A 26,479-nucleotide genomic window follows, 5' to 3' on the forward strand; every position below is an offset into this window, starting at 1 on the left:
ACGGCACACCGACACGGCTGCGACGCCACCGGTGACGGGTCGCGCCTCAGGTGCGGCCGGTCCTTGCCGGACGAAGGGGGAACCATGAGCGAGGGACCTGCGCGCCCGATCCCGCTCCAGCGGCCGCACGCCGCGGAGCGGCTGCAGCTGACACTGCTCGGTGGGTGGTCGCTGCACTGTGACGGCGCCGGGGTGCCCGTCTCCAGCAACGGTCAGCGGCTGCTCGCACTGCTGGCGCTGCGCGGTCGGACGCAGCGGGACCTCGTCGCCGGAACGCTGTGGCCGGGCAACGACGACCAGAGTGCGCTGGCGAACCTCCGGACCACGCTGTGGCGGGTGCGCAGGCGGGTGCCGGGGGCGATCGCCGGCAACGGACCCGAGATCGAGCTGGGGGACCAGGTCTCAGTGGACGTGCACGAACTGACCTCCACGGGGGAACGGCTGCTGCGGGACGACCCGGGGGAGCCGATCGCGGACTGGGCCGCGATCGGCCACACCCTGGCCAAGCAGGATCCGCTGCTGCCCGGCTGGTACGAGGACTGGGTGCTGACCGAGCGGGAGCGGTTGCAGCAACTCCAGGTGCACGCGCTGGAGATCGCCGCGGAACGGCTGGTGCAGTCCAGCCAGCTCGCGACGGCGCTCGAAGTGGCACAAGCGGCGACCGTCGTCGAACCGTTCCGCGAGACCGCGCACTGCGCGGTGGTGGAAGTGCTGATCAAGCAGTCGAACCCTGCGCAGGCCCTGCGCCACTACCGGCGCTACGCGCAACTGCTGGACCGGGAACTGGGCATCGAACCCTCCCGGCGCCTGCGGGAGCTCGTACGGCCGATGCTCGGCGATCACGTCCGAGCCTGACGCGGATACCTGCGGTATCCGCGGGCGACGGGCTCCGCTGGGGATGGAGCTCGCCGTCCACCACGCCGGGGCGAGGTGCTGGTGTACTTCGCCCCGGCGGAGGTCTTTCGGGGTCGTTTGGCTTTGGGGGTCGGGTAGCGGAACCTCAGTTGGTCTCTCGCTGCGGGATCTTTTTCCCAAGTGGCTCCGCCACGAGGGAAAAAGCTGTCCTCGCGAGAGACCAACTGAGAACCCGCCGGTGAGCGGCTTTTCGACGTGGGCTATGCGCTGACGCGCATACAGGCACGGCCTTCGGCCGCCAGGCAAGCGGGGCTTCGCCCGCCCTTCGCGGACTTCGCCGCCAACTGCACGGCTTCGCCGCAAGGCACGGCCTTCGGCCGCGAGGCAAGCGGGGCTTCGCCCGCCCTTTGCGGGCTTCGCCGCCGAAAGCACGGCTTCGCCGTAAAGCAGGCTTGCTTCGCTTCGCCTTGGCGGGCTTCGCCGCCGACTGAACGGCTTCGCCGCAAAGCACGGCCTACGGCCGCCAGGCAAGCGGGGCTTCGCCCGCCCTTTGCGGGCTTCGCCGCCGAAAGCACGGCTTCGCCGTAAAGCAGGCTTGCTTCGCTTCGCCTTGGCGGGCTTCGCCGCCGACTGAACGGCTTCGCCGCAAGACACGGCCTACGGCCGCCAGGCAAGCGGGGCTTCGCCCGCCCTTTGCGGGCTTCGCCGCCGAAAGCACGGCTTCGCCGTAAAGCAGGCTTGCTTCGCTTGGCGGGCTTCGCTGCCGACTGAACGGCTTTGCCGCTCGGACTTGGTTCGGCGTTTTGAGGTCCGGGGTTCGGCGGGACGGTGAGTCGTCCCGCCGAGCGGGGCGGGCCTTACTGCAGGGTGGCGAAGGCGGATTCTCGGGCTCTGGCTGCGTTGGGGGCGTTCTTGGCCTCTTCGGCGGCCTTCTGGAAGGCGACCAGGGTGTGTTCTGCCAAGGCTGAGCCGACTGCGGGGACCGCGGCGGCGGCCATGGACAGGCTGCTCACGCCCAGTCCGGCGAGCACTCCCGCCAGCAGCGGGTCGGACGCCGCCTCGCCGCACACCCCGACCGGCTTGCCGAGGCGGTGCCCGGCCTGGCCGATCAGCGCCACGAGCCGCAGCAGCGCGGGCTGCCACGGGTCGTTGAGCCCGGCCAGCGCGCCCGACATGCGGTCGGCGGCGAACACGTACTGCGCGAGGTCGTTGGTGCCGACGCTGACGAAGTCGACGGCGTCGAGCAGCTCGTCGGCGGTGAGCGCGGCGGCCGGAACCTCGATCATCGCGCCTGCCCGCCCGAGCCCGGCGGCACGCACCCGATCGGCGAACCACGCGGCCTCGTCGGCGGTGGCGACCATCGGGGCCATCACCGAGACCTTCGCGCCGGAATCCTGCTCGGCACCGGCGATCGCCTCCAGCTGCCGGTCCAGCACACCGGGGCGTTCGAAGCACACCCGCAGACCGCGCACGCCGAGCGCCGGGTTCGGTTCGGTGCCCATGTCCAAGAAGGACAACGGCTTGTCGGCACCGGCATCGAGGGTGCGCACGACGACGGGGCGACCCGCGAACGGGGCGAGCACCTCGGTGTAGGCGGCGCGCTGGGTGCGCACGTCCGGTTCGCCGTCGGCGCCCAAGTAGCAGAACTCGGTGCGGAACAGGCCGACGCCTTGCGCCCCGGCGTCCACGGCCAGCCGCGCGTCCGCGGCGGAGCCGACGTTGGCGACCACGGACACGGCGTGCCCGTCGGAGGTGCCGCCGGTGCCGTTCCAGTCGGCTCGCGCATCGCGTTCCGCCGCCTGCGTGCGCACGGGTTCACCGGAGGTTTCGACGCTGCCGGTGTCGCCGTCGACGAGGACGCCGACGACGGGTGCGGCGGCGAGGATGCCGCGGGCGGCGACGACGGCGGGGATGCCGAGCGAGCGCGCCAGGATCGCGGTGTGACTGGTGGGGCCGCCTTCTTCGGTGACCAGCGCGAGCACCAGCCTCGGGTCCAGGTCGGCGGTGTCGGCGGGCGCGAGGTCGCGGGCGAGCAGCACGCTCGGCCGGTCCAGGTCGGGAACGCCGGGCGGAGTGGCGCCGAGCAGTTCGGCGATCACGCGGTCCCGGACGTCGTGGATGTCCCGGACGCGTTCGGCGAGGTAGCCGCCCGCGTTGCGCAGCGCGTCGGCGAAACCGTTCGCGGCCTCGTGCACCGCGCGCGGCGCGGGGAGCGCGTTGTTCGTGACGAGTTGCTCGGCTTGGGACAGCAGCGCCGGATCGAGCGCCATGGCGGCGGTCGTCTCCAGCACTGCCTTGGCCTCACCACCGACCGAGCCCGCCCGTTCGAACAGGCGGTTCGCGACGGCTTCGGCGGCCGGGCGGATGCGACGCGCCTCAGCTGCGGCGTCGGCGGGCGCGGGGGCGGCGGCCGGTTCGGGTAGGGCCTCGGCGACCCTGGCGACCGGGCCGGATGCTCGGCCGGAACTCACTCCGACACCAGTGAACAGCGACATGGTCTAGACCATACCCTTCTCTTGCGGCCTCTCCTCGATCGTAGGCACCGCTCATCCGATCGGCCTGGAAACGCACCTCCTGAACGGGCACGCCAGGTGAATTCGCGGCCCGGTACGTACCCGTACGGAGCAGCGATTCCACTAACCGATGAGTAACCGATGAGTAGCCATACGGATCCCGCCGGACCCCTTCGGCCGACAGAGTGTGCTCATGGCAACACAGCGCACAGCACGCACGATCGCAGGCCCCACTTCCGACCTCGACAAGCTCGCCGATCCGATCGACCGGATCGCCGTGATGTTCGCCGAGCTGGGGACCGAACTCGGCGTGCTCGGGGAGCAGCTTCGCGGGCCGAACGCGAAGCGCGCAACAACAACTGGGGAAAACACGACGAACACCGAAGGTGACACCGTGAACACTGGGGAACGCAGCATCCGCATCGGTGGCCCGACCGCCGCACCACCCGACCGGCCAACACCACCGGACCGACCAACACCAGCCGGCCAGGCGCCGGGGAGCAGACGGGCGCGACCGGCCGTCCCGGACCGGATCCCGCTCCCGGAAGCGACGATCCACACCGGATCCGCACCGATTCCCGGAGAACCCGTCGACACCAGTTTCGCAGAACCGACGCAGACCCCGGCCGCGCAAGCGGCCGGGGCTGCCCCGTATTCGGGGACCTTTTCCACACCGCAAAACCGCCGATCCGACACCGATCACCGGGAACAGCGCGCTCGGCGGTCCGGCTCCACGGGACACGTTGACGCGGTCGGCCTCGACACCGCCCGCGCGGGGAATCCCGCCGCGCACGCCCGCGCTCAGCCCGACGGCTTCCTGACCTGGCTGAACCAGCCGGTCGGCGGCGAGCAGGCAACAGCCGGGACGCCCGCGCGCGCCGAGCCGCTGTTCCCGCCGAAGCCCCCGCTGCTGGACCGGCTCGCGAACTGGACGTCCCGGCAAGGCACCCGCCTGCTCGCCTGGTCCGGCGCCGCGATCACCCTGCTCGGCGTTGTGCTGCTGATGGTGATGGCGGTGCAGAACGGATGGATCGGCCCGCTCGGCCGCGTCGCGGGCGGCGCCGCGCTCGGCACGCTGCTGCTCGGCTCCGCGTTCCGGGTTCGGCACCGGTCCGCCGTCGCGGGCGCCTTCGCGCTGGCCGCCACCGGTATCGCCGTGCTGTACCTGGACGTGCTGGCGGCCACCGCGCTCTACGACTTCCTGCCCGCACCCGCCGGACTCGCCGCCGCGCTGGTGCTGGCCGTGCTCGGGCTGTGGCTCGCCGACCGCTGGCGATCCCAAGCCCTGGCCATCGGTGTGGTGCTCAGCTGCGCACTGTGCGCGCCGCTGCTGTTCGGCCCCGTGCTGCGCGAGCCCACCGCCACTGCGCTGCTGACCGCTTTCCTGGTCGTGCTGAAGATCGCCGCGACGCCGGTGCAGGTGCGCCGAGCCTGGCGCGGACTCACCGCGGCCGCTGCCGTTCCGGCGATCCTCGCCGCCCTCATCTCCGACGGCCACGCCCTGGTCACCGGCTCGCCGTGGGCCGCGGCGTGGGCCGCACTCGCCGTCACCGGCACCGGACTCGCGTTGGCCGTGATCAGCGCGCACCACCGTCCCCGCGATCCCCTCGCGGTCGCCCTGCTGATCACCGCCGCGACCCCGACGCTGCTGGCCGCGCCGATGCTGGGACGCGCAGCCGCCCTCGGGTTCCTGGCGTTCGTCGCCGCGCTGTACTTCGCGGTGTGGTGCGCAGGCCGATTCGGCAGGCTGCCCGCCGTGCTCGGCGTCGTCGCGGGCGGCATGTGCGCCGCGACCGTCTTCCAGGCCACGTTGCTGGTGGCCGGTGGATCGGGACGCTCGCTGAGCCTGCTCGCCGAAGCGCTGGTGCTGGCACTGCTCGCGCACCGGCTGCGCGGCAAAGGACTGCTGCTGGGAGCCACGCTGTTCGGCGCGATGGGAGTGCTGATCGCGCTGGTGTCCGAAGTGCCGCCGACGCTGTTCCTGACGTTCGGCGCCGAGCCGTACCTGTCCGGCGGGACCTCCGCGATGATCTCCGGGCTGGCGGCGTTCCTGCTGGTCGGCGCCACCAGCTCCGCCGTCACCTGGTCGGCCGTCCGGCTGGACGTGCTGCCGCGCACGCCGCAGGCAGTGCTGCCCGCCGCGATCGGCCTGCTCTACGGCGGCGGCGGGACGGTGCTGACGCTGAGCCTGCTGGTCGCGCCGAACGACACCGGTTTCCTGGCCGGACACGCCCTGATCACCGTGTCCTGGATGATGCTGGCGTTCCTGTCGCTGCTGCGCGGAATCCACTCGGTGCCGCCGCGCGTCGCCGGATTCGTACTGGTCGGAGTCGCGTTGACGAAACTGCTCGTGTTCGACCTCTCGGCGCTGTCAGGACTGGTCCGGGTGCTGGCGTTCCTCGCGGCCGGACTCATCCTGCTCGCCGGTGGAACCCGCTACGCCCGGCTGATCGCCGAACGCGACGAACGCCCGGCCGAGGTGTGAGGACCGCTCGCCGACAGATCGACGCGTCGCCCTGTCGGCGAGCGGACATGTGTCCATGTCGACAAATCGCTACATCGCCCAACGCGCCGGACGCCGGACCGGTCGCTGAGCATTCGGTGCAGCCCAGGCCACCGAACACCGACCGCCCCCACCCTTTCGGGCGTAGTTCTTGACCAAGTGGCATCCACTGGGCACGCACGCGCGTCAAACTGGATGTGTTGCTGCTCGCCGGTATCGCGCCACCGACGATCAACAACCCCAGGAGCCGGCCGTGACGCCCCCCGTACGGCCGGCCCTGGTCTAACTTTCTTGGGGGGGCTGGGCTCTTTTTGCTTGGGTGGTCGGGTAGCGGAACCTCAGTGAGCCTCTCGCTGCGGGATCTTTTTCCCGAGTGGCTCCGCCACGAGGGAAAAAGCTGTCCTCGCGAGAGGCTCACTGAGAACCCGCCGGTGGTCGGCTTGATTGCGTGGGCTATGCGCTTCGCGCATACAAGCACGGCTGCGCCGCAAGGCACGGCTTGCTTCGCTGCCGCAAGGCACGGCCTTCGGCCGCAAGGCACGGCTTCGCCGCAAGGCACGGCCTTCGGCCGCAAGGCACGGCTGCGCCGCAAGGCAAGCGGGGCTTCGCCCGCCCTTCGCGGGCTTCGCCGCCGACTGCGTGGCTTCGCCGCAAGGCAGGCCTTCGGCCATTCGGCGGTTACCTTCGCAGCCCTTTACGGGCTTCGGCGCCGACGCGCTGCTTTCGCTGCAAGGGGTCGGGTCAGTGGTCCGTGCGGCGTAGGCCCAAGGCGTTGAGGGTTCCGGACACGATGCCGGGCTTGGTCTCCGGGAGCAGTTCCGGGGCGTGCTCGCGGACCGCGTCCAGGACCTGGGAAGCGGAGGGGTTCACTGCGGACCAGTCGCCGAGCACCACGGTCGGCACTGTTTCGTTGCCGTCGGCGAGCGCCCGCACTGCGGCCGCGGCACCCTGCTCCTGCCAGATGTCGATCTCGCGGAACTCCAGTTCCTGACGTCGCAAGCCCGCGCGCAGCGAAGTGCAGAACGGGCAGCCCGGCCTGGTGTAGACGATCAGTTCCGCGGCGGTCCCGCCGCCGTCCGTACGCTCACCGTCCGGTTGCGCCGTGCTCATCGCCCACACCCTTCTGTTCCGGGTGATCACCGCGAATACGGACGGTGATCCACTGCCCCTCGCCGACGCCAACACCCCGACTGCGCGGGATATTCCGGCATAGCGGGAAAGGGCCACTCCGGAGGACCGGCCGCTACGAACCGTTACGGTGCGTGCAACGTCGTCAAACCACACCCCCATGCGGCGGCAGACTCGATGGAGCAACCCACCATGAGCCAGGGCACCCGGCGGGAGCGCATCCGTGCGGCCACCGAAATGGAGATCCGCGAGCACGCTCGCGCGCTGCTCGTCACCAAGGGGCGGGACGCGGTGACCCTGCGGGCGATCGCCCGCGAACTCGGCATCACCGCACCCGCGCTGTACCGCTACTACGACTCGCGGGAAGACCTGCTCCGACAGCTCGGCGACGACATCTGCACCGACCTCGTCAGCGAACTCACCGAACGGCTGCAAAGCGTGGAATCCGCTGACTTCCGCGGCCGGCTGAACTCGGTGTGCCACGGCTTCCGCGGCTGGGCACTGGCGCATCCGAAGGAATTCGCGCTGGTCTTCGCCACCCGCGCCGACGAGACCTCGGAACCGGAGGGCGGCGCCGCGCACCAGGACGGCTCCGACGACCGGTTCGCGAGCGTGTTCATGCGCATCATCGGGCCGTTGATCGTGGAGAGCACGAATCTGGTGCACCACGACGCCGCGCCTGCCGGACTGCACTGCGAACTCGCGTCGAACCAGCAGTCGCTCACCCGAGCCTTCTCCGAGGAGGGCATCAACATGCCCGCGGAGGCGTTGGACACCAACGCGGTCTACGTCCTGCTGCGCTGGTGGGTGCGGTTGTACGGGCACGTCGCGCTGGAAGTGTTCGGGCGGTTCCCGTTCACCCTGGTCGACGCGGATCGGCTCTACGACTCGCTGCTCGACGAACTGGCCGCGGAGATCGGCATCGCCTGAGCCCGCAGCGGACATCCGGGCGAAGACGCTGCACCACGAGGGGAGGTTGCCTCCCGATCGGGGATCTCACTTCTTCCCGCCCGGAAGCATCCCGTGTCGCCGCAGCGCGTCTTAGTGATCACAGAAGGCAACACCGATCGCTAGGAGCAACCACCGTGGCCATTTCGTCGAAGTTCCGCCGCGTCGCCACCGCCACCGCGCTCGGCGCCCTGGTCGGCGGGGGTGCGCTGCTCACCGCGGGCGCGGCCACCGCGGCGTCCTCCGAGCCCTACCCCTGGTGCGTTCCGAACGACCTGAACGTCTCGGTGGCCGAGCGGCCCGCACCGGACGACGGCCGACTGTTCGCGATCACCTTCGAGGCGAAGCCGGGAGTGTCCTGCGAGGTACAGGGCGCCCCGTCGGCCCTGACCTTCTTCAACGGCCAGACGGCGCAGGACCTCGACGTGATCGCCCCGGAACCGGGTTCGACGCAGGCCTACACGATCGACGAACAGCACCCCGGCGTCGCCTACGTGGCGACGCCCGCGGAGTCGTCCGATCCGACACCGGCCACGTCGATCAACTTCAACCTGCCCCAGGGCGGCGGGACCACCGCTGACTGGCCGACGGCGATCGACGGCCCGGTGCGCATCGGCAACATCGGACCGCAGGTGAGCTGAGCAGGGGAGCGGGGGACCGTGCGGCCAGGGCCTGCGAGAGGGAAGAGCAGATCCCTGGCCGCACGTGTGACACCCCTTATTTTCCCGGCCCGACCGGGTCTACCTTGATTCGGCGCGGCCAGCCGCATTCCTCGGGGTGATGCGGACCCGCGCCGAATCAAATCTCCCGGGAACTCGACGAGTCCCCGAAGCATGATCTTTTGATCGTTGTCCCGTCAGCGAAGCCGATGAGCAGCGACCAGCTTGAGCACAAGGAACACCGGCGGGTTCTAGATGCTTCCTCGCGAAGGTCGGCGTTTCCCTCGTGGCGGACTTGGGACAATGATCCCGCAACGAGGGAGCAACCGAGGTTCCGCTACCCGGCCCGCTACACAGGCCATTCCCAGAACCCGCCTCAGCGACCGAAGTCCTGGGTCCAGTTCCAGTTGGTCGTCTCCACTCCAACGCCGATGCTCTTGAGCGAGCAGTCGAGAATGTTGCGCTTGTGCCCGTCGGACTTCATCCAGGCGTCCATGACCTGTTCGGCGCTGCTCTGTCCAGCGGCGATGTTCTCCGAGCCGGGTGACGGGTGACCGGCGTTCTTGATCCGCTGGTCGAAGGTCGCGCCTTCGGGAGTCGTGTGCGAGAAGTAGCCGCGGGCGGCCATGTCCGAACTGTGCCCGTTCGCGGCGTTGGTGAGCCGCTCGTCCTCGGTGAGCGGTTCGCAACCTGCTCCCGCCCGAGCCTGGTTCACCAGTTCGACGACGCGCTGCTGCTGCCCGGTGTCAGCGGCGAAGGCCTGGGCCGGCATCGCGACGCCGGCTCCGAGCGCTACCGCTGCGAGCCCCGACGCGATTACGGAACGTTGCAAATTGGTCCATGCCATGGGGCCGAAAACTACCCAAGGCGGGTGAGATAGTTCCGTTATATGTGCCCCATGACACAGATCAAGACACAATCCGTGCTCAAATCTCTGTCGATCTTTTAACCCACACGGGCGTACGCAGGCTGCTCGCATCCGCCACGGCGCGGTTCCGGATCAGTGGGACCCGCGGAACGATCCGCCCATTTCGGGTCGATCGAATTCGCGGATCGACCTGGTGGATCAGCCGGAATTCGCGTTCATCGGTACAACAGCACAAAAAGAATGGCCCGTTCGACCGAAGGAATCGGATCGAACGGGCCACCTCAGGAAAGGATCAGGCGCGAGTCCGGTCGTGCTCGCGCTGCACGTCCTGGCGAGCCGCCTCGGCGCCGGTCGCGATCGGAGCGGTGATCCACTGGCGCGGCAGGCCGAACGCCTCCACCAGCTCCACCGCGTGCGGCCGAAGCCCCTGGCACAGGCCGTTCACCCCTTCCGTCACCGCCTTGGCTCGACGTGGCGTGATCCGCTCGTGCTCCAGGAACCAGCCCCGGTCCTCCTCGATCGTGGCGAGCACGTACAGATCGCAGACCCGCTCCAGCAGCTGCGCGGTCGGACCGTCCTCGCAGCGTTCGATGCCCGCGACGAACGCCTCCAGCACCACCCGGTCGATGTGCACCCGAGCCGCCCGCAGCACGTGGTCCTGGGCGTTGTTGAACACCTCGAACGGATCCGCGTCCTTGCCGGTGGCCCGCCGCAGCCTGCGGGCGACACCGTCGAGCACATGGCGCTCGCGGTCGTCGAACAGCTTGAGCTGCCAGCCGCGGTCGAACACCGCTTCCTCGTCGTCTCGCTGAGCGGCGTCGATCAGGCGCTGCACCAGGGACTTCGCCGCGGTGCGCTCGATGACCGTGCCGACGAACTGGTCCGCGACGAACCGCGCCACCTCCAAGGTGCCGAGCTCGCCGAACTGGTCCTTGTAGTCCGTCAGCAGCCCCTTCGCGACCAGCTGCAGCAGGACGGTGTTGTCACCCTCGAACGTGGTGAACACGTCGGTGTCGGCCTTGAGCTGCGGCAGCTGGTTCTCCGCCAGGTAGCCGGCGCCGCCGCACGCCTCGCGCGCCGCCTGGATCGTGCTCGTCGCGTGCCAGGTGCTCAGCGCCTTGATCCCGGCGGCCCGCGATTCCAGTTCCCGCTGCGCCCGCTCGTCCCCGGAACCCGACACCTCGTGCAGCGTCTGCACCAGCTGTTCCTGCGCGAAGTGCAGCGCGTAGGACTTCGCCAACGCGGGAAGCAGCTTGCGCTGGTGGCCGAGGTAGTCGAGGACGACGGTCTCCTCCTCGGTGCCCGGCCGGTCGAACTGCCTGCGCGCCGTGCCGTACCGCAGCGCGATCTCCAGGGCGAGCTTCGCGGCGCTGCCCGCGGTCCCGGCCACCGAGATCCGGCCGCGGATGAGCGTGCCGAGCATGGTGAAGAAGCGCTTGCCGGTGCTCTCGATCGGGCTGCTGTAGGTGCCGTCCGCGGCCACGTCGCCATAGCGGTTGAGCAGCGCCTCCCGCGGCACCCGCACCTGGTCGAAGGTGATGCGCCCGTTGTCGACACCGTTGAGCCCGGCCTTGCGGCCGCAGTCGGACAGGTGCACGCCCGGTTCGGCCGCACCGGACTCGTCCCGGATCGGCACCATCAGCGCGTGCACGCCGTGGCGTTCGCCGCCGGTGATGAGCTGGGCGAACACCACCGCCATCCGGCCGTCGCGGGCGGCGTTGCCGATGTACTCCTTGCGCGCCGACTCGTGCGGGGTGTGCACCACGAACTCTTCGGTCGCCGGATCGTAGGTGGCGGTGGTGCGCAGGTGCTGCACGTCCGAGCCGTGGCCGGTCTCGGTCATCGCGAAGCAGCCCGGCAGGTCCAGGTTCATGATCGAGGGCAGGTAGCGCTCGTGGTGGCGCTCGGTGCCCAGCGCCTGCACGGCGCCGCCGAACAGGCCCCACTGCACGCCTGCCTTGACCATCAGCGACAGGTTCCCGGCCAGCATCTCCAGCGAGACGACGGAGCCGCCGACGTCGCCGCGGCCGCCTTGCGCGACGGGGAAGCCGATCTCGGGGATGCCGCTTTTGACCAGCAGGTGCAGCTGTTCGAGGGTGTGCGCGCGATGCGATTCGGTGTCCAGGTGATCGCCGGGCGGCAACTCGGTGCTTTCGAGTTCTTCGCGCACCTTGGCGCGGACGCCGGCCCAGCGCCCGTCGAGCAGGTTCGCCAGTTCGGTCGCGTCGAACCGGGCCGGTGCCTTCGGGATGTCCATGCCAGCCTCCACAGGTCTGGTGCCGTCTCGATCAAGCGTAGTTACTCGTCAGTAGCTCAGCTATGTGACCTCTCTCGCCACTGTCCACGGATCAACGCGAAACGGCCCGCTCACCGGAGAACAGGTGAGCGGGCCGTGCGCGTCGTGGCGAAGTCAGGCGACGACGTTGACCAGGCGACCGGGAACGACGATGACCTTGCGCGGCTCCTTGCCCTCCAACGCGGCCACCACCTTCTCGTCCGCCAGCGCGGCCGTGCGCACCTCGTCCTGCGAGGCCGAAGCGGGCACCACGACCCGCGACCGGACCTTGCCGTTGATCTGGATCGGGTACTCGGCCGTGTCCTCGACCAAGTACTCCTCCGCCGCCACCGGGAACGGGCCGTGGGCCAGGCTGCCGTCGTGCCCCAGCCGCGACCACAGCTCCTCCGCCAGGTGCGGAGTCAGCGGAGCCACCATCAGCACCAGCGGCTCCACCACCTGACGCGGCGTGCCCGCCGCACCGGAGTACGTCTTGGTGATCCGGTTGTTCAGCTCGATCAGCTTCGCCACCGCGGTGTTGAAGCGCAGCGCGTCGAAGTCCTCGCGCACCCCGTCGATCGTCTTGTGCAGCGCGCGCAGCACCTCGTCGTCGGGCTGCTCCTCGGTGATCCGCAACTCACCGGAGCTCTCGTCGACGACGTTGCGCCACAGCCGCTGCAGGAACCGGTGCGAGCCGACGACGTCCTTGGTCGCCCACGGCCGCGAGGTGTCCAGCGGCCCCATCGCCATCTCGTACAGCCGCAGCGTGTCCGCGCCGTAGGCGTCGGCCATCTCGTCCGGGGAGACGGAGTTCTTCAGGCTCTTGCCCATCTTCCCGTACTCGCGACGCACCTCCTCGTCACCGAAGAAGAACTTGCCGTCGCGCTCCTCGACCTCGTCCGCGGGCACGTACACGCCGCGGGAGTCGGTGTAGGCGAACGCCTGGATGTAGCCCTGGTTGTACAGCCGCCGGTAGGGCTCCTCCGAGCTCAGGAAGCCCAGGTCGAACAGCACCTTGTGCCAGAACCGCGAGTACAGCAGGTGCAGCACCGCGTGCTCCACGCCGCCGACGTACAGGTCCAGGCCGCCCGGGTCGTCCGCGCCGTGCGTCTGCGGCCGCGGCCCCATCCAGTAGCGCTCGTTGGCCGGGTCGACGAACTCGGAGTCGTTGACCGGGTCGATGTAGCGCAGCTGGTACCAGCAGGAACCGGCCCACTGCGGCATCACGTTGGTGTCGCGCCGGTAGTCCTTGAGCCCGTCGCCCAGGTCCAGTTCGACCTCGGCCCACTCGGTGGCCTTCGCCAGCGGCGGCTCGGGACGGCTGTCGGCGTCCTCCGGGTCGAAGGTGCGCGGCGAGTAGTCCTCGACCTCGGGCAGCACGACCGGCAGCGAGCTCTCCGGCACGCCCAGCGGCTCGCCGTCCTCGCCGTAGACGATGGGGAACGGCTCGCCCCAGTAGCGCTGCCGGGCGAACAGCCAGTCCCGCAGCTTGTACTGCACCGTGCCGCTGCCGTGGCCGCGCTCGGCCAGCCAGTCGATGACGGTGCTCTTCGCCTCGTCCAGACCCAGGCCGTTGAGGTCCAGGCCTGCTTCGGGATTCGCGGAGTTGATCCGCGGCCCGTCACCGGTGAAGGCGCCGTCGACGTGGTCGTCGGTGGGCTGCACGGTGCGCACCACCGGCAGCTCGAAGGCCTGCGCGAAATCCCAGTCGCGAGTGTCCTCGCCGGGCACCGCCATGATCGCGCCGGTGCCGTAGCCCATCAGCACGTAGTCGGCGACGAACACCGGGATCTGCGTGCCGTTGACCGGGTTGGTGGCCCAGGCGCCGGTGAACACGCCGGTCTTGTCCTTGTTCTCCTGGCGGTCCAGGTCGGACTTCATCGACGCGGTGCGCCGGTAGTCCGCCACGGCCTGCGCCGGGGTGGGGGCGCCGCCGGTCCAGCCGTCGCGGGTGCCCTCCGGCCACTCGGCGGCGGTCAGCTCGTCCACCAGCGGGTGCTCCGGCGCCAGCACCAGGTAGGTCACGCCGAACAGCGTGTCCGGCCGGGTGGTGAACACCTCGATGCGCTCGGCGGAACCGTCCAGCTCGAACGAGACGTTCGCGCCCTGCGAGCGGCCGATCCAGTTCCGCTGCATGCTCTTGACCTTGTCCGGCCAGTCCAGCCGGTCCAGGTCGTCCACCAGGCGGTCGGAGTACGCGGTGATCCGCATCATCCACTGCTTCAAGTTGCGGCGGAACACCGGGAAGTTGCCGCGTTCGGTCAGGCCGTCGGCGGTGACCTCTTCGTTCGCCACGACCGTGCCCAGGCCGGGCGCCCAGTTCACCGGCGCCTCCGACAGGTACGCCAGCCGGTAGGAGTCGATCAGCTTGCGCTGCTCGGTGCGGCTCAGCTCGCTCCACGAACGCCCGTCCGGGGTGGCGCGCTCGCCGTCGGCGAACTGCTTCTCCAGCTCGGAGATCGGCCGTGCGCGGCCCTTGCCACCGTCGGCTTCGGTGTCGTACCAGGCGTGGAAGACCTGCAGGAAGATCCACTGCGTCCACTTGTAGAACTCGATGTCCGTGGTCGCGATCCGGCGGCGCTCGTCGTGGCCCAGGCCCAGCCGGCGGATCTGGCGCAGGTAGCGCTCGATGTTCTGCTCGGTGGTGGTCCGCGGGTGGGTGCCGGTCTGCACCGCGTACTGCTCGGCGGGCAGGCCGAACGCGTCGAAGCCCATCGTGTGCAGCACGTTGCGGCCCAGCATCCGGTGGAACCGGGCGTAGACGTCGGTGCCGATGAAGCCCAGCGGGTGCCCGACGTGCAGTCCCGAACCCGACGGGTACGGGAACATGTCCTGGATGAACAGCTTGTTCGCCGCGTCCAGTTCGGACTCGGTGCGCAGCGGCCCTGCCGGGTTCGGCGCGTGGAAGGTGCCGAGTTCTTCCCAACGCTGCTGCCAGCGCTGCTCGACCCGCGCCGCCGTCTCCGCGGTGTAGCGGAACCGGGGCGTCTCCTCACTCCCGTTCACCGAGCTCCCCGTCGACGGATCTCCCGTCGGCTCGCTCGTCACGCCTGCTTCCTGGCCGCTCATCACCTGCGTTTCCTTCCCTGCTCACCGCGCGGATCGCACACCCCCAGTGTGCCGCCCGCGCCCAACCGATTTTCCGCGGCCCGTCCCTGCCGGGGGCCGGGGCCGCGCAGACCGCCCGCCATCGGTCGTGCGCAACGAGACGCACCGCGGATTGACAGTGCGGGAGCGGAACTCTCTAACCTGATCACCAGCAGCGGAGCCGCCCTGGCCATCAAGCGGGGCGGGACGCAAAACGCCCCAGGTGGCATGCGCGCTGAGCGCAGAGGCGAACCTGGGGCTTACGCCGCCACTTTAGCACAACCGCGGCGCGTCCTGATCACTTCACGACTCGGGGGGACCGATGTCCGGCGAACGGCCCGCCTGGATCCACAGCACGCTGTCCGCGGCGCGCTTCCAGCGATACCTGACCGCCGCGAACGGGGATCACCCCGGCGCCCTCCGGCTGTACCAGTGGAACCTGGACGTCTCCGCCGCCTTCTACGGGCCGCTGCACTGGCTGGAGATCAGCCTGCGCAACGGGGTGCACGAGCGGTTGCGCGCCCACTTCGGCAGCGCGCAGTGGTGGGAGCTGGTGCAGCTGACCGACTACGGCAGGCGCGCGGTCACGAAGGAGCACGCCAAGCTGAAGCGGCAGAAGCAGGCCGGGTTCACCGCCGACGATGTGGTGGCGAAGCTGTCGCTGGGGTTCTGGGTGTCGCTGACGAGCAAGGGGCGCGGCTACGACCGGACGCTCTGGGTTCCCGCGCTGCACGGCGCGTTCCCGCAGTTCCGCGGCCCCCGGCGGGAGTTGCACGAGCGGTTGTCGCGCCTGCTGGAACTGCGCAACCGCATCATGCACCACGAACCGATCTTCCACCTGGACCTGCCGGGGCGGCGAGCGGAGATCTACCGCGTGCTGGGCTACCTCTCGCAGACGCTGCCCGTGCAGGCGCAGCGCTACGACCGCGTCCCCGAGCTGTGGGACGAGCGGCCGTGGGAAGGCGAGGGCTCCGCCGATCCGCGGTGACCGCTCAGCGCAACGCCAGCACGATGAGCCGGGTGGTCTGGGCGGGGGAGAAGTTGTTGTCGCTGACCAGGGCGAGCGTGCGTTCACCGGTGGGCAGTCGCGGCCCCCACGTGATGCCTTCGACGTTGTCGACGGTGCCGGGCTCGAACCGTCCGAGGTCCGCGAGCAGCCGCTTGTGCACCGGGCGGACCGGTGCGTCGCGCAGCGAGGGCACGTCCTTGACGTCGTCCGAACCGCGCAGGTCCGCTTCGTAGATCCGGATGGAGTTGCCGACTCCTTCGACGTAGGCCCGCTCCAGCACGAGGTAGCGGTCGTCGCCGGCGGCGAGCACGGCCGCGATCCCGTTGTCACCGGGTTCGCCGTCGGATTCGGCGAAGACCGGGTCGATCGGATAGGCGTGCTGCGAGAGCACCCGCCCGCCGCGGTCCTGCACGGTGATCCGGCTGAGCGCGCCGTGCTCGGTCGTCGGCGGGTCACCGTCCTGCAGCAGCGCGGACTCGACCGCGTTGACCACCAGCGAACCGCCTGCGGCGAACGTGAGGGACTCCAGCGATTCGTTGCGCCGCGGACCCGCGTCCGGTTCCACGGCCAGGTTCGGTGGCAGCGGCAGCTCCGCCCGGAACGCGCCGCCCGGGGCCGCCGACCGGATCGACGGGTCGATCAGCTGCTGGTCCCGTTCCCCTTCGCTGGTCCACCACAGGTCGTGCGACCACGGGTCGAAACGGATCTCCTCCGGGTCGACGGTGGTGCCGTCCGCCGCGGAGATCGGCGGATAGGTGGCGCCGTCCGGACGCCGGAACGGGTGGGTCCCGGTGAGATTCCACGCGTCGATCCCATCGGGCTCGATCTCGACGTCCGCGGTGTAGAAGCGGGCCGGGTTCTTCTCGGACCGGTCGTCGCTGATGAACACCCACTGCCCGGTGCGCGGGTCGAAGTCCAGGCCGGAGAGGCCGCCGACGGCGGTGCCCTGGAACGTCGTCCCCCACGGCAGGGTCCGCTCGCCCAGCAGGCGCACCCCGTCCGGGGCGGCGGGCCGGGCCGGTGCGGCGCACGCCGTCGGTGCCGCCGCCATCGAGAGCACCGCCGCGGCCAGCACGACGCGGAGCCGGTTCGAGATCATGTGACCCAGCGAACCTCATCCAGGTAGCGAACAGATGTCGGAAATGCAGCGGCCGTACCCTGTCCAGGTGATGGCTGTGCAGGTGATCTTGTGTGCGTTGCTCGTGGTGCTCGGAGCGGCGCTGGTGTTCATCGGATGGCGCGGACTGCGAAGCCAGCTGCCGCCGAACCGCTACGTGGGCGTCCGCACCCCGGCGACGATGAGCAGCGAAGCGGCGTTCGAGCTCGGCAACCGGGTCGCCGCCCCCGCGATGCTGGCGGGCGGCGCCGTCGCGATCCTCGCGGGCGTGTCCGAACCGCTGCTGAGCACGGTCACCAGTGCCGTGCTGGTCGCGGTGCTCGGCATCGTCGGAGCGTTCGCCCTGATGGTCGTCGGCGGAGTCCTCGGCAACAAGGCCGCCGAAGCGATGCCCGCCCCGGCGACGGCGGGTTGCTCGGGCTGCCCCGGCGGCTGCTGCGGCTGAGCTCTCCCCACTTCGACACGACGCCCGCGCCCCACTAGCGCGGGCGTTCTGCTTCGGCGGGGGTTCAGTTGAGCTTCACGTCGCCGGGGTGGGTGGCCAGGAACGCCAGCGGAGTGCTCTGCCTGCGCAGCACTCGTCCCCACAGGTCCGCATCGGGAGCCGCGATCACGTCGTCCGGCAGCGCGGGGACCACGATCCAGTCGCCGCGTTCGATCTCGCCCGCGAGTTGCTTGGCGTCCCACCCGGCGTAGCCGGCGAAGAACCGAAGCCCGCGTGCTCGCGGCACCAGATCGTCGGGGTCACCGTCGAGGTCCACGAGTCCGACCGGGCCGCGCACGCCGACCATGCCGGAGATCCGCGCGACGTCCTCACCGGCGCGGAGCGCGGCCAGGCAGATCGCCGTCCGCTGCTCCACCGGTCCGCCGACGTACAGCGACGGCGGTTCGCTGGCGTGCGGCGCCCACTGCGGCAGCACGTCGCTGACGGCGACCTCGCTGGGCCGGTTCAAGATGACGCCGAGAGTGCCCTCGCCCCGGTGGTGGATGATGTAGACCACCGTCCGGCGGAAGTTCATGTCGAGCAGCTGCGGGGCAGCCACCAGCAGCGTCCCCGGCTCGACCTCCGCGTCTGATTCCACCTCCGCATGATCGCAGAGCGGAGGGCCGCCTGGCGTGACCGTGCCGCGAACGCGTTGGATTTCCGGGCGATGCAGCCGTTCAGTCGTATCCGACTACTGCGAACAGTCGTTATTGCACACTTGAATGTCGTATCGAGTATTAATATAACTCGCTGACCAGCATCGACGCGTCAGCCGACCAAGTCCGGAGTGCGACCGGAGATCAGTGAGCGGGTACGAACCACGAACGGCCGCGTCACGAAGCCCACGTCGCCCCAACCGCGCAACGCCCCGCCCGGTCCGGCCCCGGATCAGGCCTCGCCGGGGACCTCGATGCCCTGCTCGGCGGCCCAGCGGTACAGCTCGGCGACGGCCTCGTCATGGTCCATCGGGCCGCGATCCAGCCGGGCGTTCTTCAAGTGCTTCCACGCCCGGCCCACCTGCGGTCCCGGCTGCACCCCGAGCAGCCGCATGATCTCGTTGCCGTCCAAATCCGGGCGGACCCGAGCCAGGTCCTCGTCCGCGGCGATCCGGGCGATCCGCTCCTCGAGATCGTCGTAGGAACGCTGCAGCGCGTTCGCCTTGCGCTTGTTCCGGGTCGTGCAGTCGGCCCGGACCAGCTTGTGCAGCCGGGGCAGCAGCGGACCCGCGTCGGTCACGTACCGGCGCACCGCCGAATCCGTCCACTGGCCCTCGCCGTAACCGTGGAACCGCAGGTGCAGGTACACCAGATCGCAGACCTGGCTGACGATCTCCTTCGAGTAGCGCAGCGCCCGCAGCCGCTTGCGGGCCATCTTGGCGCCGACCACCTCGTGGTGGTGGAAGCTCACTCCGCCTCCCGGCTCGAACCGCCGCGTGCCCGGCTTGCCGATGTCGTGCAGCAACGCCGCCATCCGCAGCACCAGATCCGGTTCGCCGTCCGGGTCCGCCGCCCGCTCCAGGTCGATGGCCTGCTCCAGCACGACCAGCGAGTGCTCGTAGACGTCCTTGTGCTGGTGATGCTCGTCGATCTCCAGCCGCATCGCCGAGACCTCGGGCAGCACGTGCTCGGCCAGCCCGGTGTCGACCAGCAACTCCACGCCCTTGCGCGGGAACTTGCCGCACAGCAGCTTCGAAAGCTCCGCCTGCACCCGCTCCGGGGTGATCCGGGCCAGCTCGTCGGCCATCTCCCGCATCGCCGCGAGCACCCGCTCGGCCGGTTCGAACCCGAGCTGCGACGCGAATCGGGCGGCTCGCAGCATCCGCAGCGGGTCGTCGGCGAACGACTCCTGCGGTGTGGCGGGCGTGTCCAGCCTGCCGTTCGCCACGTCCTCCAGGCCCCGTGCAGGTCCACGAACTCGCGCCGGCCCAGCTCGATGGCCATCGCGTTCACCGTGAAGTCGCGCCGCAGCACGTCGCCCTCGATGGTGTCGCCGAACGCCACTTCCGGGTTGCGGGTCACGCCGTCGTAGCTGTCGGCGCGGAACGTGGTGATCTCCACGGTGGTGCCGCGCTTGTAGGCCCCGAGGGTGCCGAAGTCGATCCCGGTGTCCCAGATCGTCTCCGCCCACCCGTCGAGCAAGTCCCGGACCTGCCGAGGGCGGGCCTCGGTGGTGAAGTCCAGATCGGTGCCCAGCCTGCCCAGCAGCGCGTCCCGCACGCTGCCGCCGACCAGGTACAGCCGGTGGCCCGCGGCGGCGAAGCGCTCGGCGAGCTCCTCGGCGATCGGGGCGACCTTCACCAGCTCGACGACCGCCGTGCGCTGAGCCTCGCGTTCGCGGGCGGGCAGCTGAGCCTCGCGTTCGCGGGCGGGCAGCTGTTCCTCGCGGGCGCGCAGGTCGGCGTCGTCGGGAGCGTCTCGGGTCGATGGGGGCACGGGAGGAGGATATCGGCTGCTCAGCCGAGGAAATCCGGGCCTCGGCACGCGATGGTTCGACCACCGGTATCCACGCTGATCGCATTACCATCGGCCGCATGCCTCCGTCGCCCGGCCGCTCCGGCGGCGCACAGCCGGGGCGCCGGAACCGGCGCCGGCGCAGGCGGCTGCGGACCGTGGACGAGACCTCGGCCGGAGGGCTGGTGGTCGCTGAAGCCGAACGGCTCGCTGCGATCATCGGTAGGTCCGACCGCAGGGGGCGCCTGCTGTGGTCGTTGCCGAAGGGCCATATCGAGCCTGGTGAGACCCCAGAACAGACCGCGGTGCGTGAGGTCGCGGAAGAGACGGGGATCATCGGACGGGTGACGGTGGCGATCGGCACGATCGACTACTGGTTCGTCGCCGGTAACCGGCGCGTGCACAAGACGGTGCATCATTTCCTGCTGGACGCGGTCGGCGGAGAACTTTCCGACGAGGACGTGGAGGTCACCGAGGTGGCTTGGGTGCCGCTAGGTGAACTGGACCAAGTGCTGGCCTACGCCGACGAGCGGCGTCTGGTGCGGCACGCGCTGACGCTGCTCGGCGATGCGCAGCCGGGCGCGGGCGAGGAGACGGGGAGCCGGAAACCTCCCCGGAACATGGGAACGGAGCAGGGGTGAGGTGTCTGCTAGCCGCTGTGGTCGCGGTCCTGCTGATCAGCGGGATTCCGATCACCGTGGCCCGCACGGCGAGCGCGCAGGGCGATTCGGCGACCCAACTAGAAGTGACCAAGGTCACTCCGTCGGTGGTCTCGGGTGCCCCGGGTGAAGTGACGATCAGCGGCCGGATCACCAACACGACCGGCGACACGATCAACGGCATCGAGGCCCGCGTGCAACGCGGCTACCCGACGCAGTCGGTCCCCGCGGCCCAGGACGCGCTGCGCGGCAACGCCGCCACGGTCAACGAGACCAGCTTCCGGCCCCTGATCGACACCCTCGCGCCGGGGCAGCAGGCCCCGTTCGAGCTGCGGGTGCCCGTCAACGGCCCGGACTCGCTGGAGCTCACCGAACCCGGCGTGTTCCCGCTGCTGGTCAACGTCAACGGCCAGCCCGGAGACGGCGGCCGCGCCCGCATCGGCGAAGCCCACTTCCTGCTGCCGTCGCTGGCCCCGCCCGCGAAACCAGCGCAGCCCACGCCGTTCGCGATGCTGCTGCCGATCGTCGACTACCCGCGGATGCAGCAGGAGGGCACGCCCGGCCAGCGCGCCGTGCTGGCCGACGACGCGCTCGCCGGCTCGCTCACCCCCGGCGGACGGCTCTACGACCTCGTGCAATCCGTGGTGGACAACGCGGGCGCCGGATCACCGCTGGGCAACGGGCTGTGCTTCGCGATCGACCCGGACCTGGTGGCCACCGTGCAGGCCATGAGCCGCGGCTACCAGGTGCGCCAGGCCGACGGCGGAATGCGCGACGGCACCGGCTCGGCCTCGGCTCAGCTGTGGCTGAACAAGCTGCGCGAAGCCACCGAAGGCCGCTGCGTGCTGGCGCTGCCCTACGCCGACTCGGACGTGGTCGCGCTGGACCACGCCGACCTCCCCGACCTGATCAAGGGCTCGCTGGACGGCGCGAGCCTGGTGCAGCAGGTGCTGGGCGTCGAGCCGCGCCGCAGCGTCTTGTGGCCCATCGAAGGCGCGCTGGACGAATCCACCGCCCGCAAGCTCGCCGACTTCGGCATCAACACGATGCTGATGGAGCCGTCCGCGATGTCCACCGAGTCGCTGGCCCCGTCCCGGCTGTACGAGAACGGGCCGGTCGGAGTGCCGGTCGACCCGCTGCTGTCCGAGGCGCTGGACCCGATGCACGGCTCCCCGCTGGAGACCACGGCGATGTCGCCCGACGGCAACGGCGCCGCCGCCGTGCAGAACACGCTCGGCGCGCTCGCGTTCCGCGCCACCGCCGGAGCGCAGGGCGGCGCGACCTCGGTGCTGGCACCGCCGCGGCGGTGGAACCTCAGCGGTGAGGACCTGCGCGCGTTGCTCGACGGAATGCGCGGGCTCACCGAAGCCGGCTACCTGCGGCCCGCCGGGCTGCCGGAGACGACCGGGCAGGCCGAGCAGAGCGAATCCGCACTGCCGGTGGCCGGGCTCGACTACCCGCAGGAGAACGCGGCGGAGGAGATCCCGCAGCCGGTGCTCGACCAGCTCGCCGAGCAGAACTACAAGGTCGGCGACCTCTACCGCTCCAGCGAGAAGGACCCGGCAGCCGACCTGGAACCGGCCGCGCTCACCACGCCGCTGCGCAATGGCCTGCTGCGCGGCGCCTCCAGCGCTTGGCGCGAGAACCCGCCCGCCGCCCGGCATTGGGTCCGGGTCGCCACCGACACCCTCAACGGCGTGCTGGCCCGCGTCCGGCTCGACGAGTTCGCGGGCAAGATCACGCTCACCGCGTCGAACGCGCCGATCCCGATGACCGTCACCAACGACCTGCCGGTGACCGTGTCGGTGCGGCTGCGGATCCCCGCGACCGCCGGGATCGAGACCCGCGACCTCGGTGTCATCCGGGTGCCCGCGCAGGGTCGCAGGCACTTCCGGCTGGAGACCGAGGTGCACCGCGCCGGGCAGTTCACCGTCGACATGGACGTGACCACCGAGGCGGGCACCGAGCTGGGACCCGCCAAGCGGATCCAGCTGCAGTCCTACACCTACGACCCGTTCACGGTCGGGCTCACCGCCATCGCCAGCGCCCTGCTGGTGATCCTGTCCGGGCGTCGCATCCTGCGCAGGCTGCGGGGTCGCCGGGACAGGCTGGCCGCGGCGAACGGATCCGGAGCGACCTCCGTGCCACCGCCTTCGGCTAGCGAGACGACCAACCCCGGGATGACTCCCGTCGTCCCCGGCAGCACCACCGAAAGTGACCGCGGCTCGAACTGACATCCTGGTCCGGCCACCCGCGGGAGTGACATCCCGCGTCGGCACAGGCGGTGAGTGAAGGGCACAGGCAGTGAACCGAGACAGCGACGCGGAAACACGGCGGCACCCGGCCGGACCGGGCGGCCCCGGCGCGAACGGACCAGTGCCTCCCGGCGGACCAGTGCCTCCCGGCGGACCAGTGCCTCCTGGCGGCCCGGTTCCGCCCCGCGACGACCTGACCAGGCCCATTCCCCGAGTCGAGCCGCACCGCGCCACGCCGCCGACCGGCTGGCACGCCGCCGAGACGCAACCGATCCCGGCGGTGCTGCCCGAACCCGGCCTCGACCAGGCCGCCGAGCAGGCGGCGGAGCAGACCCGCGTGCTGCGCCCCGCGGGCGGCTCCACCGGCGGCGGCAAGTCGCTGCTGCGCGCCAGCGGTTCGATGGCCATCGCCACCCTCATCAGCCGAATCACCGGCTTCGGCTGGAAGATCCTGCTCGCCCTGATCATCGGCTTCGGCGTCGAGAACGACTCCTTCACCGTCGCGAACAACCTGCCGAACAGCGTCTTCGAGCTGCTGATCGGCGGCGTCCTGACCAGCGTGATCGTCCCCGTGCTGGTGCGCGCGCAGAAGTCGGACTCCGACGGTGGCGAGTCCTACATGCAGCGGTTGCTGACCCTGTCGGTCGTGCTGCTGCTGATCGGCACCGCACTCGCCGTTCTCGCCGCACCGGTGCTGGTGTGGCTGTACGTCCGCGACGGCGGCAAAGCCAGCCCCGAGCTGGCCACCGCGTTCGCCTACCTGCTGCTGCCGCAAATCCTGTTCTACGGGATCAGCGCGTTGATGAGCGCGATCCTGCAAGCCAAGCAGATCTTCAGCCCACCGGCCTGGGCTCCCGTCATCAACAACTTCGTCGTGATCGCCACCATCTGCGTCTACTACGTGCTGCCGGGCGAACTCACGATCAATCCGGTCCGCATGACCGACGCGCACCTGCTGACGCTGGGGATCGGGGTGACCCTCGGCGTCGTCGCGCAGGCGTTCATCCAGGTCCCGGCGCTGCGCCGCACCGGATTCCAGTTTCGCTGGCGCTGGGGCTGGGACCCTCGGCTCAACGAGTTCGGCGGCCTCGCGCTGTGGATGCTGGCCTACGTCGGCGTCAGCCAGATCGGCCTGATGGTGATGAGCGGCGTCGGCACCCGAGCCGTCGTGTGGTCGATGTACAACTACGTGTGGATGCTGCTGCAGCTGCCGTACGGCGTCATCGGGTTCTCCGTGATGACCGCGATCCTGCCGCGGATGAGCGGCGCCGCCGCCGACCACGACTACCCGAAGGTCGTCTCCGACCTGTCCTTGGGCAACCGGTTGTCCACGGTCACGCTGCTTCCGATCAGCGGAGTCATGAGCGCCATCGGGCTCCCGCTGGCGTTGGCCCTGTTCTCGGTCGGCAAGAGCAGCGGCGATGCCGGTCAGATCGGTATCGCGCTGGCCGTCTCAGCGTTCGGCGTGCTGCCCTACGCGATCACGATGATGCAGATGCGCGTCTTCTACGCGCTGAAGGACGCCCGGACCCCGACGCTGATCATGGTCGTGATGACCGTGGTCAAGGTCGGACTGGCACTGTTGTGCGGCCTGCTCGATGACCCCGAGATGGTCCTGTACGCCCTGGTGTTCATCAACTCGTTCAGCTTCGTGGTCGGCTGGCTGGTCGGTGAGGTCTGGCTGCGCCACCGGCTCGGACGGCTCGAGGGCCGCGTCTTCCTGGTCACGCTCGGCAAGACACTGCTCGCTTCGGTCATCGGCGCCCTTGCGACCTGGGGCGTTGTGATGGGCGTGGACGCCTTGATTCCAGGCGAAGCCGGGTCGGGAACGGGCTGGTTGCAGCTGCTGGTCGGCACGATCGTCGGCTTCGCGGTCATCTTCGGACTGATGGCATTGCTCCGGGTGCGGGAACTGGAGCCTGCGATCGGGCGGCTCACCGCTCTGCTGCGTCGTCGTTGACATTGGCGTCACGTACCCTCGGAGCGGAAGTCTTCTCCCGTGGGGAGGGGGTGTTCAGTGCCCCCCGGCTGGAGCGGGAGGAGCGGGAGAGGGAAGGTGAGCAGCAAACCGACCAGGCAAGCGATGCCGGAACGTGACGCGGGCGATTCGACGGCGGACGACGCCGAACAGCTGACCCCCGGCGCGGTACTCGACCACGGCCGATACCGCCTGCTGGAGAAGGTCGGCACCGATCCCCGGTGCGATGCGCAGCTGTGGCGGGCCAAGGACGGTGTGCTCGGACGCGATGTCGCGCTGACCATCCTGACCGGGGACCGCTCCCACTCGGATGCGGCGTCGAGCGCGCGGCGCACGCTGGAACGCGCGATGCACGCCAGCACCTTCAACCACGTCGGCGTCGCGCGAGTGCTCGACGTCGTGACACCCGCACCAGGTGACCCGCAGGGCGTGCTCGGCGTGGTCATCGCCGAATGGACGCACGGCACCGACCTGATCGAACTGATCGGGGACGGACCGCTGCAGCCGGGCACCGCGGCGCGACTGCTGCAACCGCTGGCCGCCGCGGTCGAAGCGGCCCACCACGCCGGGCTGGTGCTCGGCGCGGACCATCCGCAGCGGATTCGGGTGACGCCGGAAGGCGAGATCCGGATGGCGTTCCCCGGACCGCTGTCCACCGCGAGTTCCAGCGACGACGTGCGCGGGCTCGGCGCCGCGCTGTACCTGTTGCTGACCGGACGCTGGGCGTTGGACTCCGCGCCCGAGGGACTCGCGACCGCGCCGACCGGGCCGGACGGCACCATCGTCGCGCCGCGCACGCTGCGCCCGACGGTGCCGCTGGAGCTGTCCACGGTCGCCCTGCGCGCCCTCGGCAGCCCCGACACGCACGGCACCACCGGCGGAGTCCGCACCGGTGCCGCGGTGCTGCGGGTGCTGGAGCAGCACGCCACGTTCGACGCCTCGGCCGCCGAGACGCAGTCCGCCCCGGCGGGCGGTGGAACGCGGGAGACCAACGAGGTCTGGAGCACCCAGGACCCCAAACCGGACGAGGTCAAGCGCAAGAAGCTGGCGATCAGCGTCGGTGCCCTGGCGGTGGCCACGCTGCTCGTCGTCGGCTGGATCGTCGCCAACCTCATCGGCATGTTCGCGGGCAACCCGGAGGCCGAAGGGCCGTCGGTGACCTTGGGCGAGGACGGCAACACGCAGCCGACCCCGGAGCAAGCGGCACCGGTGCAGGTCACCGGCGGGACGCCGTTCGTCAAGGAACAGACGCCGGACAGCCCCGGCAAGATCGGCAACCTGTTCGACGGCGACCCGTCGACGAGCTGGGCGACCGACTCCTACAACGATCAGTTCGGCAACGGGTTCAAGTCGGGCACCGGCACGGTGCTCAGCTTCTCGGCGCCGACGACGGTCCGCGAAGTGGTCATCGACTCGCCCAGCGCGGGCACCGTGGTGGAGATCCGGGCGGCCGACGGCACCAGCCCGAACCTCGACGCGAGCCCGCTGCTGGGACAGCAGACGCTGGCCGCGGGCAAGACGACGATCCCGATCAACGCGGCGCAGCCCACCCAGAACGTGATCGTGTGGCTGACGCAGATCTCGCCGTCCGACGGCAAGTACCAGAGCCGGATCAACGAGATCAGCATCTCCGGCACCGCGGCCTGATCAGCTCCGCTCCCGGCCTGCGCGGGACCGATACCGGTCCTGGT

Annotated in this window: 17 protein-coding genes and 1 pseudogene; 10 read left to right on the forward strand and 8 right to left on the reverse strand. The window is 70.2% G+C overall.

Annotated features, from left to right (window positions below; all coding sequences use genetic code 11):
* Positions 1-84 precede the first annotated feature (84 nt).
* The gene (locus tag H2Q94_RS30250; protein ID WP_243790577.1) at positions 85-855 is read left to right on the forward strand and encodes an AfsR/SARP family transcriptional regulator; all 771 of its coding nucleotides are present in this window, start codon (positions 85-87) and stop codon (positions 853-855) included.
* Positions 856-1,712: 857 nt separating this feature from the next.
* On the opposite strand, the gene ptsP is transcribed toward H2Q94_RS30250, so the two are convergent.
* Positions 1,713-3,350 carry a phosphoenolpyruvate--protein phosphotransferase gene (gene ptsP, locus H2Q94_RS30255; RefSeq protein WP_243790579.1) on the reverse strand — a complete coding sequence of 546 codons (1,638 nt, stop codon included), beginning with the start codon at positions 3,348-3,350 and terminating at the stop codon, positions 1,713-1,715.
* Positions 3,351-3,561: 211 nt separating this feature from the next.
* Here ptsP and H2Q94_RS30260 point away from each other — a divergent pair, with 211 nt between their 5' ends.
* Positions 3,562-5,853, forward strand: coding sequence for a DUF2339 domain-containing protein (locus H2Q94_RS30260; RefSeq protein WP_243790581.1), 2,292 nt, complete (start codon positions 3,562-3,564; stop codon positions 5,851-5,853).
* Positions 5,854-6,612: 759 nt separating this feature from the next.
* Here H2Q94_RS30260 and H2Q94_RS30265 read toward each other — a convergent pair.
* The gene (locus H2Q94_RS30265; protein WP_243790583.1) at positions 6,613-6,981 is read right to left on the reverse strand and encodes a glutaredoxin domain-containing protein; all 369 of its coding nucleotides are present in this window, start codon (positions 6,979-6,981) and stop codon (positions 6,613-6,615) included.
* A 210-nt stretch (positions 6,982-7,191) separates the two neighbouring features.
* On the opposite strand from H2Q94_RS30265, the gene H2Q94_RS30270 reads away from it, so the two are divergent.
* Both H2Q94_RS30270 and H2Q94_RS30275 read left to right on the forward strand, forming a co-directional pair.
* Entirely contained in the window at positions 7,192-7,929 is a 738-nt protein-coding gene (locus H2Q94_RS30270; protein WP_243790586.1) for a TetR/AcrR family transcriptional regulator, read from the forward strand.
* 155 nt (positions 7,930-8,084) lie between these two features.
* Positions 8,085-8,588, forward strand: a complete 504-nt coding sequence (locus H2Q94_RS30275) for a hypothetical protein (protein ID WP_243790588.1) — start codon at positions 8,085-8,087, stop codon at positions 8,586-8,588.
* 394 nt (positions 8,589-8,982) lie between these two features.
* Here H2Q94_RS30275 and H2Q94_RS30280 read toward each other — a convergent pair whose 3' ends face one another.
* The 3 genes from H2Q94_RS30280 to leuS all read right to left on the reverse strand — a co-directional run bounded on the left by H2Q94_RS30280 (position 8,983) and on the right by leuS (position 14,818).
* Positions 8,983-9,378 carry a CAP domain-containing protein gene (locus H2Q94_RS30280; protein WP_243790590.1) on the reverse strand — a complete coding sequence of 132 codons (396 nt, stop codon included), beginning with the start codon at positions 9,376-9,378 and terminating at the stop codon, positions 8,983-8,985.
* 388 nt (positions 9,379-9,766) lie between these two features.
* Entirely contained in the window at positions 9,767-11,731 is a 1,965-nt protein-coding gene (locus H2Q94_RS30285; RefSeq protein WP_243790593.1) for an acyl-CoA dehydrogenase family protein, read from the reverse strand.
* A gap of 153 nt (positions 11,732-11,884) precedes the next feature.
* The gene (gene leuS, locus H2Q94_RS30290) at positions 11,885-14,818 is read right to left on the reverse strand and encodes a leucine--tRNA ligase (protein ID WP_243790595.1); all 2,934 of its coding nucleotides are present in this window, start codon (positions 14,816-14,818) and stop codon (positions 11,885-11,887) included.
* Positions 14,819-15,158: 340 nt separating this feature from the next.
* Here leuS and H2Q94_RS30295 point away from each other — a divergent pair, with 340 nt between their 5' ends.
* The gene (locus H2Q94_RS30295; protein ID WP_243790597.1) at positions 15,159-15,824 is read left to right on the forward strand and encodes a hypothetical protein; all 666 of its coding nucleotides are present in this window, start codon (positions 15,159-15,161) and stop codon (positions 15,822-15,824) included.
* Between the two features lie 4 nt (positions 15,825-15,828).
* On the opposite strand, the gene H2Q94_RS30300 is transcribed toward H2Q94_RS30295, so the two are convergent.
* Positions 15,829-16,944, reverse strand: coding sequence for an esterase-like activity of phytase family protein (locus H2Q94_RS30300; RefSeq protein ID WP_243790599.1), 1,116 nt, complete (start codon positions 16,942-16,944; stop codon positions 15,829-15,831).
* A gap of 70 nt (positions 16,945-17,014) precedes the next feature.
* Here H2Q94_RS30300 and H2Q94_RS30305 point away from each other — a divergent pair, with 70 nt between their 5' ends.
* Positions 17,015-17,407 (forward strand): SdpI family protein, encoded by a 393-nt coding sequence (locus tag H2Q94_RS30305; RefSeq protein WP_243796007.1) that lies wholly within the window; start codon positions 17,015-17,017, stop codon positions 17,405-17,407.
* A 64-nt stretch (positions 17,408-17,471) separates the two neighbouring features.
* Here the strand turns inward: H2Q94_RS30305 and H2Q94_RS30310 are convergent, their stop codons facing one another.
* The gene (locus H2Q94_RS30310) at positions 17,472-18,044 is read right to left on the reverse strand and encodes a YqgE/AlgH family protein (RefSeq protein ID WP_243790601.1); all 573 of its coding nucleotides are present in this window, start codon (positions 18,042-18,044) and stop codon (positions 17,472-17,474) included.
* Between the two features lie 290 nt (positions 18,045-18,334).
* A pseudogene (locus tag H2Q94_RS30315) lies at positions 18,335-19,818 on the reverse strand (CCA tRNA nucleotidyltransferase).
* Between the two features lie 158 nt (positions 19,819-19,976).
* Between H2Q94_RS30315 and H2Q94_RS30320 the strand changes: the two are divergent.
* The 4 genes from H2Q94_RS30320 to H2Q94_RS30335 all read left to right on the forward strand — a co-directional run bounded on the left by H2Q94_RS30320 (position 19,977) and on the right by H2Q94_RS30335 (position 26,435).
* Entirely contained in the window at positions 19,977-20,537 is a 561-nt protein-coding gene (locus H2Q94_RS30320; protein WP_243796009.1) for an NUDIX hydrolase, read from the forward strand.
* Positions 20,534-22,789 carry a DUF6049 family protein gene (locus H2Q94_RS30325; RefSeq protein WP_243790603.1) on the forward strand — a complete coding sequence of 752 codons (2,256 nt, stop codon included), beginning with the start codon at positions 20,534-20,536 and terminating at the stop codon, positions 22,787-22,789. Before H2Q94_RS30320 ends, H2Q94_RS30325 begins: the two co-directional genes overlap by 4 nt.
* 70 nt (positions 22,790-22,859) lie before the next feature.
* On the forward strand, positions 22,860-24,770 hold the full coding sequence (murJ, locus tag H2Q94_RS30330; RefSeq protein ID WP_397545397.1) for a murein biosynthesis integral membrane protein MurJ: 1,911 nt from the start codon (positions 22,860-22,862) through the stop codon (positions 24,768-24,770).
* 96 nt (positions 24,771-24,866) lie between these two features.
* On the forward strand, positions 24,867-26,435 hold the full coding sequence (locus tag H2Q94_RS30335) for a protein kinase family protein (RefSeq protein ID WP_243790608.1): 1,569 nt from the start codon (positions 24,867-24,869) through the stop codon (positions 26,433-26,435).
* The last annotated feature ends 44 nt before the right edge of the window (positions 26,436-26,479 follow it).

The sequence above is a fragment of the Saccharopolyspora gloriosae genome, assembly GCF_022828475.1.
In the GTDB taxonomy this organism is placed as follows: Bacteria; Actinomycetota; Actinomycetes; order Mycobacteriales; family Pseudonocardiaceae; genus Saccharopolyspora_C; species Saccharopolyspora_C gloriosae_A.